This window comes from Streptomyces sp. JLYT201 (assembly GCF_059448825.1).
Map to the genome: position 1 here is coordinate 1,818,051 of NZ_CM182551.1, position 15,086 is coordinate 1,833,136.

Below are 15,086 nucleotides of genomic sequence, written 5' to 3' on the forward strand. Positions count from 1 at the left end.
GGGCGGCACATCTGGGGATTGCGGGGCGCCGCGTCAGGGGGTGGCGGGGCGGCACGTCAGGAGATCCCGAACTCCTTGCTGATGAAGTCGAACATCTCGTCGTCCGACGCGGACTCCAGTTCCTCCGCGACCTGCGCGTCCTCGTCGTCGTCCGCGCCACGGGTGCACCGGTCGAGCAGCACCCGCAGCCGCTCGGCGATCGTGGCCAGCTCGTCGTCGGACGGCGCGCTCTCGGCGAGCCCCAGCTCCAGCGTGTCGAGCTGGGACAGGAGCGCCGCCGACTCGCCGTCACCCGGGGCCAGTTCGGCCTTGAGGTAGGCGGCGAGCGCCACGGGCGTGGGGTGGTCGAAGACGAGGGTGGTGGGCAGGGGCAGGCCGGTGGCCGTGCCGAGGGCGTTGCGCAGTTCGACGGCGGTGAGGGAGTCGAAGCCCAGCTCCCGGAAGGCCCGGCCGGGTTCGACCCGCTCCGGCCCCGGGTAGCCGAGGACGTCCGCCGCGTGCGTACGGACCAGGTCTTCCAGGAGCCGGTCCCGCTCGGGCCCGGAGAGCGCCGCGAGCTGCCGCGCGAGGTCGGGTTCCGTGCCGTCGGCCGCCCCGCGGTCCGTGCGGGCCGTGCGCTCCTGGAGGGCGCGGGCCTCGGGCAGGTCGGCGAAGAGCGGGTTGGGCGCGAGCGCCGGGCCGCCTGCCAGGTACTGCTCCCAGTCGACGTCGGCGATGACCGTGACGGCCAGGTCCTGGCCGAGGGCCCCGCCGAGCGCGGCGACCGCGAGCCCCGGCTCCATGGGCGGCACGGCGCCGCCCCGCGCCCGGTCGGCGGCCATGCCGCCGCCGCCCCACGCGCCCCAGGCGACGGAGGTCGCCGGGAGGCCGCGGGCCCTGCGGTGTTCGGCGAGCGCGTCGAGCGCGGCGTTGGCGGCGGCGTAGCTCCCCTGCCCGGTGCCGCCGGAGAGCCCGGCGAAGGACGAGAAGAGCACGAACGCCGACAGGTCGAGGGGGGACGTCAGCTCGTCCAGGTGGCGTGCCGACTCCACCTTCGCCCGGAAGACGGTGGCGATCCGCTCGGCCGTCACTCCGTCGAGCACGCCGTCGTCCAGGACGCCCGCCGTGTGGAAGACGGCGGTCAGCGGGGCGGTGTCGGGAAGCGCGTCGAGCAGGTCCGCCAGCGCGTCGCGGTCGGCCACGTCGCAGGCGGCGATCGTCACCTCGGCCCCCAACTCCTCCAGCTCCTCCCGGAGTTCGGCGGCGCCCGGGGCGTCCGCGCCCCGGCGGCTCGTCAGGACGAGGTGCCGGGCGCCCTGTTCGGCGAGCCAGCGCGCGACGTGGCCGCCGATGGCACCCGTGCCGCCGGTCACCAGGACGGTGCCGTCCGGCGTCCACTCCCCCGCCGCGGCGGTGTCGAGCGGTGCCCGCTCCAGGCGGCGCGCGAACACTCCGGAGCCGCGTACGGCCACCTGGTCCTCACCGGCCCAGGCGCCGCCGACGACACCGGCGAGCCCGGCGATGGCCCGCTCGTCGGCCGTCTCCGGCAGGTCGACCAGGCCGCCCCACAGCCGCGGGTACTCCACGGCCACCACGCGGCCCAGGCCCCACAGGGCCGCCTGCGCGTGCCGGGGCGCGGGGTCCGCGCCGCCGACGGTCAGCGCGGACCGGCTGGCGAGCCAGAGCGGGGCGCCCAGGTCCGCGGCGTGCAGGGCCCGCACCAGGGTCACGGTCGCCGCGAGCCCGCGGCTGACCCCGCCGCGCACGGCGTGCGGCTCCTCGTCCGAGGCCAGCAGCGAGAGCACGCCGGACAGCGCGCCGTCGCCGGCCGCCGCCTCCTTGCGCAGCCGCTCCGCGAGTTCGTCGCGGTCGGCCCCTTCGGCGTCCGGTACGACGACCGTGCGCACCTCGGCACCGAGTCCGCCGAGCGCGTTCTCGACCGAGGCCGCCCAGTCGGCGACGTCCGCGCCGCCGTCCGGCAGGACGAGCAGCCACGTCCCGTCGAGCCGCGTGGCGGGCGCGTGGCCCAGCGGCTTCCACGCCACGCGGTAGCGCAGGGCGTCCAGCGTCGACGCCGTACGCCGCTGCCGCCGCCACGACGACAGGACCGGAAGCACCTCACCAAGGGCACCGCCGTCGGCACCACCGCCCAGCTCGGCGCTCAACGACTCCAGGTCCCCGGCCTCCACGGCCTCCCAGAACCGCGCCTCCACCTCATCAGCGGCGACCCCGCCGGAACGGGCGGCGGCCGGGCCCGATGTCAGCCAGTAGCGGTCGTGCTGGAAGGCGTAGGTGGGCAGCTCCACGCGGCGCCGGGACTCGACCGGTGCGTACAGCGGCGCCCAGTCGACCTCGACGCCGCGCACGTGCAGCTGCGCCAGGGCAGCGAGGAACGCGTCGGGCTCGGGGCGGTCCTTGCGCACCGCGCCGACCAGGCCCGTCTGCGCGGTCGGTTCCGTGAGCGTGTCATGGGCCATGGCCGTCAGGACGGCGTCCGGCCCCAGCTCCAGGAGGGTCGAGACGCCCTGCCCCGTCAGTGCGTTGAGGCCGTCGTGGAAGCGCACCGCCTCGCGGATGTGGCGAACCCAGTACTCGGGGTCCTTCAGCTCGGCAGGATCCGCCAGTTCACCGGTGAGGTTGGAGACGACAGGGAGAGTCGGATCCTGGTACGTCAGCTTGGCCGCGACCTCGCGGAAGGCATCGAGGGCCGGATCCATCAGGGGCGAGTGGAAGGCGTGCGAGACCTTCAGCCACTTCACCTTCCGGTCGTCACCGCGCAGGATCTCCTCCAGGCCTTCGAGGGCACCGCGCTCGCCGGACAGCACGATCTGGGACGGGCCGTTCACGGCGGCCACGCCGACGCGGTCCGACAGGCCGTCGAGCAGCGACAGCACATCGGCTTCCGCAGCCTGCACCGCCAGCATCGCGCCACCCTCGGGCAGCGCCTGCATCAACCGGCCACGCGCAGCCACCAGTTGAGCCGCATCCTCAAGCGACCACAGCCCCGCCACATACGCCGCAGCCAGCTCACCGATCGAATGCCCGCCCACGATCTCCGGACGGACCCCGAAGGACTCGGCCAGGCGGTACAGCGCCACCTCGACGGCGAACAGGGCGGGCTGCGCATAGCCGGTCTGCTCAAGCAGCTCGGCGTCCGCACCGAACATCACGCTCTGGAGCGAACGTTCTATCCATGGATCGATATGGGCACACACCTCGTCCAACGCGTCCGCGAACACCGGGAACGCCTCGTACAGCTCACGGCCCATCCCGATCCGCTGGCTGCCCTGACCGGTGAAGACGATGCCGAGGCGGCCCTCGACGACCGAGCCCGTGACGGCCCCGCGCCCGCCGGACGCCAGGGTCTCGAGGCCCGCCAGGAGCTCCTCCCTGCTCCGGCCCAGGACCACGGCCCGGTGCTCCAGCGGCGACCGGCCCGACAGGAGGGACCAGCCCAGGTCCACGGCGTCCAGGGTGCTGTCGTCCGTGATGTGGTCCCGGAGGCGCTCGGCCTGCGCCCGCAGCGCCTCCGCGCTCCGCGCCGACACCAGCCACGGCACGTTCGTCACCGGTGCGACCGGCTCCCCGGGCTCCGCCGACTCCTCGACCGGCGCCTGCTCCACGATCACGTGGGCATTGGTGCCGCTCACGCCGAAGGACGAGACACCCGCGCGGCGCGGCGCGTCCCCGCGCTCGGCCCACTCACGGGCCTCCGTCAGCAGCTCGACGGCACCCGCCGACCAGTCCACATGCGTGCTCGGCTGATCCACGTGGAGCGTCTGCGGCAGGACGCCCTCCCGCATGGCGAGCACCATCTTGATGACACCGGCGACGCCTGAAGCGGCCTGGGTGTGGCCGATGTTGGACTTCACCGAGCCCAGCCACAGCGGCTGGTCCACCGGCCGGTCCTGGCCGTACGTGGCGAGCAGGGCCTGCGCCTCGATCGGGTCACCGAGAGTGGTGCCCGTGCCGTGGGCCTCGACCGCGTCCACATCACCCGCGGACAGCCCGGCGTTGGCGAGGGCCGCGCGGATCACCCGCTGCTGCGAGGGCCCGTTGGGAGCGGTCAGGCCGTTGGAGGCGCCGTCCTGGTTCACGGCGGAACCCTTGACCACCGCGAGGACCTCGTGGCCGTTGCGGCGCGCGTCGGACAGCCGCTCCAGGAGGAGCAGGCCGACGCCTTCACCCCAGCCGGTGCCGTCCGCGGCCTCGGCGAACGGCTTGCACCGGCCGTCGGCGGCGAGGCCCTGCTGCTTGCTGAACTCGTCGAAGGCGGTGGGCGTCGACATCACGGTGACGCCGCCCGCGAGGGCCATGTCGCACTCGCCCTGGCGCAGCGCCTGCGCCGCCAGGTGCAGGGCCACGAGCGAGGACGAGCAGGCGGTGTCGACCGTGACCGCCGGGCCTTCGAGCCCGAACGCGTACGACAGACGGCCGGAGACCACCGCTCCCGCGCTGCCGGTGAGCAGGTAGCCCTCGACACCCTCGGGCAGGTCCTGGACGCCCTCGCCGTAGCCCTGGTAGCCGGAGCCGATGAAGACGCCGGTCTGGTGGCCGCGTACGGAGGCGGGGGCGATGCCCGCGCGCTCGAACAGCTCCCACGACGCCTCCAGGAGGAGGCGCTGCTGGGGGTCGATGGAGAGGGCCTCGCGCGGCGAGATGCCGAAGAACGCGGCGTCGAACTCGGCGGCGTCGTAGAGGAAGCCGCCCTCCGCGCGGTATGCCGCCGCGCCGGTGGTCTCCCAGCCCCGGTCGGCGGGGAACACCGAGATCGCGTCCGTGCCCTCGGACACGAGCCGCCACAGCGCGTCCGGGCTGGTGGCGCCGCCCGGGTAGCGGCAGCTCATCGACACGATGGCGATCGGGTCGTCGGCGGGCGCGGGCGCGACGGCCCGCGTGCCGGTGGTGCCCGGCGCGTCACCGAGCGCCTCGCGGCGCAGATGGGCGGCGAGCAGCCGGGCGTTGGGGTAGTCGAAGACGAGGGTCGTGGGCAGCTTGAGGCCGGTCGCGGCGGTGAGCCGGTTGCGGACCTCGACGGCCGTCAGGGAGTCGAAGCCGAGCTCGCGGAAGGCGCGGTCGGGTTCGACGGCCTCCGCGCCCGCGTAGCCGAGCACGGCCGCGGCGTGTGCCCGTACCAGGTCGAGGGCCACCCGCTCGCGCTCCGGCACCGGCAGGTCGGCGAGCCGCTCGGCCCACTCGGAACCCGCGGCCGCGTGCGCCGCGGCGGGCGCGGCGGCCGTCTCCGGTCCTTCGAGGGCGCGCCGCACCTCGGGCAGTTCGGCGAGGAACGGGCTGGGCCGCACGGACGTGAAGGCGGGCGCGAACCGCTCCCAGTCCACGTCCGCGACGGCCACGAACGTCTCGTCGTACGCCACCGCCTGGGCGAGCGCGGCGACCGCGAGCCCCGGCTCCATGGCAGTGACGCCGACGCGCCGCAGCGCTTCCTCGGCCTCGGCACCAGCCATGCCGCTGCCGCCGCCCCACAGGCCCCACGCCACGGAGGTCGCGGTCAGGCCGCGGGCGCGGCGCTGCTCGGCGAGGGCGTCGAGGTGGGCGTTGGCGGCCGCGTAGGCGCCCTGGCTGCCGCTGCCCCACACCCCGGCGTTGGAGGAGAACAGCACGAACGCGTCCAGCGAACCGGTGTCGAGGAGCTCGTCGAGGTGGGCGGCGCCCGCGACCTTCGCCTCCAGGACGGCGGCGATGTCCGCCGTGGTCATCGTGTGCAGCGACTGCTCCTGACCGGCGCCCGCCGCGTGGAAGACGGAGCGCAGGGTGCGCCCGTCCGCGGCCAGCTCGTCGAGGAGTCCCGCGACCGCGTCCCAGTCGGCCACGTCGCAGGCCGCGACGGTGACCTCGGCACCCAGCTCCTCCAGTTCGGCCTTCAGTTCGGCCGCGCCCGGCGCCCGGAGGCCGCGGCGGCTCGTCAGGACGAGGTGCTCGACGCCCTCGCGGGCCAGCCAGCGCGCCACGTGCCCGCCGATCGCACCCGTGCCGCCGGTGATCAGGGCGGTGCCGCGCGGCGACCACTGGGGCTCCGCGCCCCGGTCCTCGGGCAGCGGGGCGTGCGCGAAGCGGCGCACGAAGACGCCCGTGCCGCGCACCGCGAGCTGGTCCTCGCCGCCGGGCCCCGCGAGCGCGGCGGCGAAGCGCGCGCCCGTACGGGTGTCGTACGACGGCGGGAGGTCGACCAGACCGCCCCAGCGGTCCGGGTGTTCCAGGGCCACGACCCGGCCGAGGCCCCACAGCTGCGCCTGGTCGGGGCTGACGGCACGGTCGCCGCGGCCGGTGGCGACGGCGCCGTGCGACACCGTCCACAGGCGCGCGCCGATCCCGGCGTCGCCGAGGGCCTGCACCAGTGCGACGGTCCCCGCGAGCCCGGTGAACACGGCCTCGTGCCCGTCGACGACGGTCTCGTCGAGACCGAGGAGCGAGACCACACCGGCGAGGTCCCCACCAGGGAGGTCCCCACCGGGGAGGTCCCCACCGGGAAGGTCACGCAGCCGCTCGGCCAGCGCCTCGCGCGTCAACTGGGCGGGGGTGAGCCACAGTTCGGCCACCTCCGCACCGGCCCGTGTCAGAGCCGCGACGGAGCCCGCGGCCCACGGGTGCTGCGCGGCGTTCTCGGGCAGCACCACCAGCCACCGGCCGGTGAGCCCGGACGTCGGCAGGGCGCTGCTCGCCAGCGGCTTCCAGGTCACGCGGTAGCGCAGGGCGTCCAGGGCCGACCGCTCGCGCCGCTGCCGCCGCCACGACGACAGGGCGGGCAGCACGGAGCCGAGCCCCGCGGCCGAGTCCTCCGCGATCTCCAGCTCCGCCGTCAGCTCCGCCAGGTCCTCGCGCTCCACGGCTTCCCAGAAGCGCGCCTCGACCTCGTCCACGGCGCGTACGTGCGCCGCGCCGGGCACCTCGTCCTCGGTCAGCCAGTAGTGCTGGCGCTGGAAGGCGTACGTGGGCAGGTCGACGACGGTTCCTGCGCCCGGGTAGAACGCCTTCCAGTCCAGCTCGGCACCGCGCGCGTGCGCCTCGGCGACCGAGGCGAGCAGCCGTGCCGCCCCGCCTTCGTCGCGCCGCAGCGACCCGAGGGCGACGGCCGCCCCTTCGCGCCCGGCGGCCTCGATGGTGGCCTGCACGGGGACCGTCAGGACCGGGTGCGGGCTCATCTCCAGGAACAGACCATGGCCCTCAGCGAGCAGGCCACGGGTGGCGTGCTCGAACAGGACCGTCTGACGCAGGTTGCGGTACCAGTAGCCGCCGTCCATGGGGACGTCCAGCCAAGCGCCGGTCAGCGTGGAGAACACCGGGACCTGAGCCTCCTGCGGGCTCACACCCTCAAGCGCCTCCAGGATCTGCGCCTCGATCTGCTCCACGTACGACGAATGCGACGCGTAGTCCACCGGAATCGTACGAGCACGGACGTCACGGGCCACGCACTGCGCGACCAGCTCCTCCAAAGCCTCCGGCTCGCCGGAAACCACCACCTGAGCCGGGCCGTTGACAGCCGCGACCTCGATCCGGCCCTCCCAGCCCACGATCAACTCACGAACCTCAGCCTCGGGCAGCGGCACCGACACCATGCCGCCCTTACCCGACAGCTCACGAATCGCCAGGCTCCGCAAGGCCACCACACGAGCCGCATCCCGCAGCGAGAGCGCACCCGCCACACACGCGGCAGCGATCTCACCCTGACTGTGACCCACCACAGCCGCAGGCTCCACACCCGCCGCCTGCCACACCGCAGCCAACGACACCATCACCGCGAACAACACCGGCTGAACCACATCCACCCGGTCGAACCGGTCGCCGCCCAGCTCCTCCAGCAAGTCCCAGTCCACGAACTCGGCGAGAGCGTCCGCGCATTCACGCATCCGCTCCGCGAAGACAGGGCTGGACTCCAGCAGGTCCACCGCCATCCCGGCCCACTGCGAACCCTGCCCCGGGAACACGAACACCGCACGACCCGCACCACTCACCGCACGACCCGTGACCACACCACCCGCCGCGGCATCGCCCTCAGCAAGCCGCTCAAGGGCCGCGAGGAGCTCCTCGCGGTCACGGCCCAGGACGACACCCCGGTGCTCGAACCGGGAGCGGGTCATCGTCAGGGACCAGCCGAGGTCCGTCAGGCCGATCTTCTCGGTGTCGTCGTGGTCCGCTTCGGCGAGCAGGCGCTCCCGGAGGCGGTCCGCTTGTGAGCGCAGAGCGTTCTCGCTCTTCGCCGACAGGGCCAGCGGGACGAGGCCGGGGACCACCGACGGTGCGGGGGTCGGTGCGGGCCCGTCGCCGGCGTCGGCGGGAAGTGCTTCCTCCACCGGTGCCTGCTCCACGATCACGTGCGCGTTGGTGCCGCTCATGCCGAAGGAGGAGACGCCCGCGCGCCGCGGCCGTCCCGTCTCCGGCGCGGTCCACTCGCGCTCCTCGGTCAACAGCTCGACGGCCCCTTCGGACCAGTCGACCTCGGTCGTCGGCGTCTCGGCGTGCAGCGTCTTCGGCAGGATGCCGTGCCGCATCGCCATGACCATCTTGATGACGCCCGCGACGCCCGCGGCCGCCTGGGCGTGCCCGATGTTGGACTTGACGGAGCCGAGCCACAGGGGCTCCCGGTCGCCCGGCCGGTCCTTTCCGTACGTGGCCATGAGGGCCTGGGCCTCGATGGGGTCGCCGAGCGACGTGCCCGTGCCGTGGGCCTCGACCGCGTCCACGTCGGCCGCGCCGAGCCGGGCGTTGGTGAGGGCGGCGCGGATGACGCGCTGCTGGGAGGGCCCGTTGGGGGCGGTGAGGCCGTTGCTGGCGCCGTCCTGGTTGATGGCGGAGCCGCGAACGACCGCGAGCACTTCGTGGCCGTTGCGGCGCGCGTCCGACAAGCGCTCCAGGACGAGCATGCCGACGCCCTCGCCGACGCCGAAGCCGTCGGCGCCCTCGGCGAACGGCTTGCAGCGGCCGTCCGCGGCCAGGCCGCGCTGGCGGCTGAACGCGACGAGGGTGTCAGGTGTCGACATGACCGTGGCGCCGCCCGCGAGGGCCAGTGAGCACTCGCCCTGGCGCAGCGCCTGCGCCGCGAGGTGCAGGGCCACGAGCGACGACGAGCAGGCCGTGTCGACGGTGACGGCCGGGCCTTCGAGGCCGAAGGAGTAGGCGAGGCGGCCGGAGATGACGCTGGTGGAGTTGCCGGTCATCAGGTGGCCTTCGAGGCCGTCGGGGACCTCCCGGAGGCTTTCGCCGTAGCCCTGCGACGAGGCGCCGACGAAGACGCCGCCCGCGCTGCCGCGCAGGGTCGCCGGGTCGATCCCGGCACGCTCGAACGCCTCCCACGCGGTCTCCAGGAGGAGCCGCTGCTGCGGGTCCATCGCCAGGGCCTCGCGCGGGGAGATCCCGAAGAACGCGGCGTCGAACTCGCCCGCCTCGTGCAGGAATCCGCCGCCGCGCGAGTACGTGGTGCCCTGGTGGTCGGGATCGGGGTCGTACAGGTTGGCGGTGTCCCAGCCGCGGCCCTCGGGCAGTCCGGAGGTGGCGTCGGCGCCCGCGCCGACGAGCCGCCACAGGTCCTCGGGGTTCGCCACGCCGCCGGGGAAGCGGCAGCTCATCGCGACGATGGCGATGGGTTCGTCGGTGTGCCCCTGGGTGGGCGCGGGCAGCGCCGCGCCCGTCGTCGTGGTGGCCGAGGCCTCGCCGTCGGTCAGTTCGGAGGCGAGGTGGCGGGCGAGGGCCAGGGGGTTGGCGTAGTCGAAGACGAGGGTCGCGGGCAGCCGCAGGCCGCTCGTCTCCTTCAGGCGGTTGCGCAGCTCCACGGCCGTCAGGGAGTCGAAGCCCAGGTCGCGGAAGGCGCGCTCGGCGTCCACGTCGTCGCCGGAGGCGTAGCCGAGGACGGCGGCGGCCTGGCCGCGCACGTGGTCGAGGAGCGCGCGCTCGCGCTCGTCCGCCGCGAGGCCGCGCAGGCCGCGGACCAGGGCGGGCGTGTCGCCGTCCGCGCCGCCCCGGTCGGCGACGGCGCGCCGGGCGGGGCCGTGGACGAGGCCGCCGAGCAGCGGCGGCAGGTGCGGGCCGTGCGCGGTGCGCAGCGCGGCGGTGTCGAGGCGCACCGGCACGAGGGCGGCGGCGCGGAGCCCGAGCGCGGCGTCCAACAGGCCGAGGCCCTGCTCGGTGGCGAGCGGGGCGATGCCGGAGCGGGTCATCCGGTCCAGGTCGTCGGCGGTGATCTGCCCGGCCATGCCGCCGCGTTCGGCCCACAGGCCCCAGGCGAGGGAGGTCGCGGGCACGCCCTGGCCGCGCAGGGCGTGCGCGTAGGCGTCGAGGAAGGTGTTGCCCGCCGCGTAGTTGCCCTGTCCCGCGCCGCCGAGGACGCCGGCGACGGAGGAGAAGAGGACGAACGCGTCGAGGTCGGCGGCCGCGGTGAGCGCCCGCAGGTTGACGGCGGCGTCGACCTTGGGCCGCAGGACGCGGTCCAGCTGCTCGGCGGTGAGCGAGGAGGTGATGCCGTCGTCGAAGACGCCCGCGGTGTGGACGACCGCGGTGAGCGGGTGCTCGTCCGGTACGCGGGCCAGGGCCGCCGCGAGGGCGTCCCGGTCCGCGGCGTCGCAGGCGACGATGTCGATGCCGACGCCCGACTCCGCCAGGTGCGCGGCGAGTTCGGCGGCGCCAGGGGCTTCGGGGCCACGGCGCCCGAGGAACAGCAGGTGCCGTACGCCGTGCACGGCGGCGAGGTGCCGGGCGACGAGGCCGCCGAGACCGCCGGGGGCGCCGGTGACCAGGGCGGTGCCGGACGGGTTCAAGGCGGCGTGGTCGTCGGCGGGTTCGCCGAGGTCGCGGGTGAGCCGGGGGACGAGCACGGCACCGGCGCGCACGGCGCACTCCGGCTCGCCGTGCGCGACCGCGGCGGGCAGCGCCCGCAGCGACTCGGGCGCGTCGTCCACGTCGGCGAGGACGAACCTGCCGGGCTCCTCGGACTGCGCGGAGCGCAGCAGACCGAGCACGGCGGTGTGGGCGAGGCCGGGCACCGGCTCGTCGGGGGTGACGGCGGCGGCGCCGCGCGTCAGGACGACCAGGCGCGCGTCGGCGAGGTGTGCGTCGGCGAGCCACGCCTGGACGAGGGCCAGCGCGTCGCCGGTGGTGGCGTGCACGGCGGCCGCGATGTCGTCGGCGGCCGTGGGGGCGCCCGGGGCCACGGTGTCGTCGGCGGTCGCCGTGAGGTCCGGGGCCGCGACCACGACGCCGGGCGCGGGCGCGGTGTCGTCGGCGACCGCCGCGGCCAGGTCGGCGAGGGCCGGGTACGCGGTGACGTCGGCGCCGTCCTCGCTCAGGGCGCGGGCCACACGCTCGGCGCCCGCGCCGAAGACGGCCCACGCGTCGGCCCGGACCGCGCCGCGGGCCTGCGCGGCCACCCAGTTGACGCGGTACAGGTGCGGTGCGCGGGTGCGCTGCGCGGCGAGGCTCCGGCGCGCGTCGACGGCACGGGACACCAGCGCCCCGATCCGTGCGACGGGCGCGCCGGATGCGTCGGCCAGCAGCACGGAGACGGTGTCGCCGTCGCTTCCGGAGCGGGTCAGGCGTACGCGCAGGGACTTCGCCCCGGTCGCGTACAGGGAGACGTCGCTCCAGGAGAACGGCAGCCGGGGCGCGGCGCCTTCGTCACCGTCCGGCCCGTCCGAGCCGCCCTGTGCCAGGTGTGCCGCCTGGAGGGCCGCGTCGAGGAGCACGGGGTGCAGGCCGAAGCGGCCCGCCTCGTCGCGCCGGTCCTCGGGGACGCTCACCTCGGCGAACACCTCGTCGCCGCGCCGCCAGGCGCCGCGCAGCCCCTGGAAGGCGGGGCCGTACTGGACGTCCGCCGCGGCGAACTCCTCGTAGAGGCCCTCGACGCCGACGGCCTCCGCGCCGTGCGGCGGCCACTGGGCCAGGTCGGATGTGCCGGGTGCCGCGTCCGCCGTGCTGACGGCCAGTACGCCGGTGGCGTGCCGGGCCCACGGCTCGGCCTCCGCGCCGCCCGCGTCGGACCTGGCCTCGGGCCGCGAGTGGAAGGCCAGCGACCGCCGCCCGGAGGCGTCGGCGGAGCCCACGGTCAACTGGAGCTGTACGCCGCCCGTTCCGGGGACGACGAGCGGTGTCTCCATGGTGAGTTCTTCGACCAGGTCGCAGCCGACCTGGTCACCCGCGCGCGTCGCCAGCTCCACGAACGCCGTCGCGGGCAGCAGCACGGCTCCCGCCACGGCGTGGTCGGCCAGCCAGGGGTGCGTGCGCAGCGAGAGCCGCCCGGTGAGCAGATGCCCGTCGCCGTCGGCCAGCGGCACCGCCGCACCCAGCAGCGGGTGCCCCGCATCATCGAGCCCCGCCGCGGTGACGTCACCGGCGCCGGAGTCGCCGCGCAGCCAGTAGTGCTGCCGCTGGAAGGCGTACGTGGGCAGGTCGACGGTCTTGCGCGCGCCGGGGAAGAGGGCCTTCCAGTCCAGCTCGGCACCGTGCACGTGGGCTTCGGCGAGCGAGGCCGCGAGGCGATCGGCGCCGCCCTCGTCACGACGGAGGGAGCCGAGCGTGGCGGCCTGGCTGTCGGTCGCGTCGATCGTCGCCTGCACCGGGACGGTGAGCACCGGGTGCGGGCTCATCTCCAGGAACAGGCCGTGCCCCTCGGCGAGGAGCCCGCGCGTGGCGTGCTCGAACAGGACCGTCTGACGCAGGTTGCGGTACCAGTAGCCCGCGTCCATCGGCGTCCCGTCCAGCCACGAGCCCGTCAGCGTCGAGTACACCGGGACCCCAGCGGCCTGTGGGCTCACACCCTCAAGAGCCTCCAGGATCTGCGCCTCGATCTCCTCCACGTACGAGGAGTGCGACGCGTAGTCCACCGGGATCGTACGAGCACGGACGTCACGGGCCACGCACTGCGCGACCAGCTCCTCCAACGCCTCCGGCTCACCGGAAACCACCACCTGAGCCGGGCCGTTGACAGCCGCGACCTCGATCCGGCCCTCCCAACCCGCAACCAGCTCCCGGACCTCGGCCTCGGGCAGCGGCACCGACACCATGCCACCCTTACCCGACAGCTCACGAATCGCCAGGCTCCGCAAGGCCACCACACGAGCCGCATCCCGCAGCGAGAGAGCTCCCGCAACGCACGCGGCAGCGATCTCACCCTGACTGTGACCCACCACAGCCGCAGGCTCCACACCCGCCGCACGCCACACCGCAGCCAACGACACCATCACCGCGAACAACACCGGCTGAACCACATCGACCCGGTCGAACCGGTCGCCGCTCAACTCCTCAAGCACGTCCCAGTCCACGAACTCAGCGAGCGCGTCCGCGCACTCGCGCATCCGCTCCGCGAACACCGGGGACTCGTCGAGCAGTTCGCGCGCCATCCCGGCCCACTGCGACCCCTGCCCCGGGAACACGAACACCGGACGGACCGTCCCGCCCAGTACGCGGCCCGTGACCACACCCTGAGCGGCGCCCTCGCCCCCGGCGAGGTGTTCGAGCCCGGCGAGGAGGCCGTCACGGTCGCGGCCGAGGACGACGCCCCGGTGCTCGAACCGCGAACGGGCCGTGGCGAGCGTCCAGGCCAGGTCGTCCGCGCCCACCTGGGTGTTCGCCAGCAGGTGCGCGTGCAGCCGGGCGGCCTGGGCCCGCAGGGCGTCGGGCGTCTTTCCGGACAGGGCGAGGGGCACCACACCCGGGACGACGGGCGTCGCGGAGGCCTCCTCGGCCGTCGGCTCCTCCGCGGGCGGCGCCTGCTCGACGATGACGTGGGCGTTGGTGCCGCTCATGCCGAAGGAGGAGACGCCCGCGCGGCGCGGGCCGCCGCCGTCCCGCTCGGCCCAGTCGCGGGCCTCGGTCAGGAGCTCGACGCTCCCGGTCGACCAGTCGACTTCGGAGGTCGGGGCGTCCACGTGCAGCGTCTTGGGCAGGACGCCGTGGCGCAGCGCCATGACCGTCTTGATGACGCCCGCGACGCCGGCGGCGGCCTGGGTGTGGCCGATGTTGGACTTCAGCGAGCCCAGCCACAGCGGCCGCTCGGCCGAGTGCTCCTTGCCGTACGTGGCGAGCAGCGCCTGCGCCTCGATCGGGTCGCCCAGCGTGGTGCCGGTGCCGTGGGCCTCCACGACGTCCACGTCGGCGGCGGTCACGCCCGCGTTGGCGAGGGCGGCGCGGATGACGCGGCGCTGGGACGGGCCGTTGGGGGCGGTGAGGCCGTTGCTCGCGCCGTCCTGGTTCACGGCGGAGCCCCGGACGACGGCCAGGACCTTGTGGCCGTTGCGGCGCGCGTCGGACAGGCGCTCGACGAGGAGCATGCCGACGCCCTCGCCCCAGCCCGTGCCGTCCGCGCCGTCGGCGAACGCCTTGCAGCGGCCGTCCACCGCGAGGCCGCGCTGACGGCTGAACTCCACGAACGTCTCGGGGGACGACATGACGGTCACACCGCCCGCCAGGGCCATGGTGCACTCGCCCTGGCGCAGCGCCTGCGCCGCCAGGTGCAGGGCCACGAGCGACGACGAGCACGCCGTGTCGACCGTGACCGCCGGGCCCTGGAGGCCGAGGACGTAGGAGAGGCGACCGGACATGACGCTGGTGGTGTTGCCGGTCAGCAGGTGGCCCTCGACGCCTTCGGGGGCCTGCCGGACGCCTTCGCCGTAGCCCTGGTAACCGGAGCCGACGAACACCCCGGCGCGGGTGCCGCGCAGCGTGGCCGGGTCGATCCCGGCGCGCTCGAAGGCCTCCCACGCCGTCTCCAGGAGGAGCCGCTGCTGCGGGTCCATCGCGAGGGCCTCGCGCGGCGAGATGCCGAAGAACGCGGCGTCGAACTCCCCGGCGTCGCGCAGGAATCCGCCCTGGCGGGCGTAGAAGGTGCCGCGCTTGTCGGGGTCGGGGTCGTAGAGCGCGTCGACGTCCCAGCCCCGGTCGTCGGGCAGGTCGCCGATGGCGTCGGCGCCGTCGGCGACGAGCCGCCACAGGTCCTCGGGGCTCGCCACGCCGCCGGGGAAGCGGCAGCTCATGCCGACGATCGCGATCGGCTCCCGGGAAGCCGCCGCCAGCTGCTGGTTCTGCCGTCGCAGCCGCTCGGTCTCCTTCAGAGACGCGCGCAGCGCATCGACGACCGTGTCCGAAGGCCTCGTCATGTCCGGCTC

General features: G+C 75.0%; 1 protein-coding gene. It reads right to left on the bottom strand.

Going from position 1 to position 15,086, the window contains the following annotated elements; translation table 11 throughout:
* Positions 1–56 precede the first annotated feature (56 nt).
* Complete coding sequence (locus AC5WAM_RS07320) at positions 57–15,077, bottom strand: type I polyketide synthase (RefSeq protein ID WP_495522032.1); 15,021 nt, start codon at positions 15,075–15,077, stop codon at positions 57–59.
* Between the last annotated feature and the right edge of the window lie 9 nt (positions 15,078–15,086).

Bases quoted from the DNA above. Each gene is read 5' to 3' on its own strand.
- AC5WAM_RS07320 (WP_495522032.1), bottom strand. From the start codon at position 15,077: ATGACGAGGCCTTCGGACACGGTCGTCGATGCGCTGCGCGCGTCTCTG.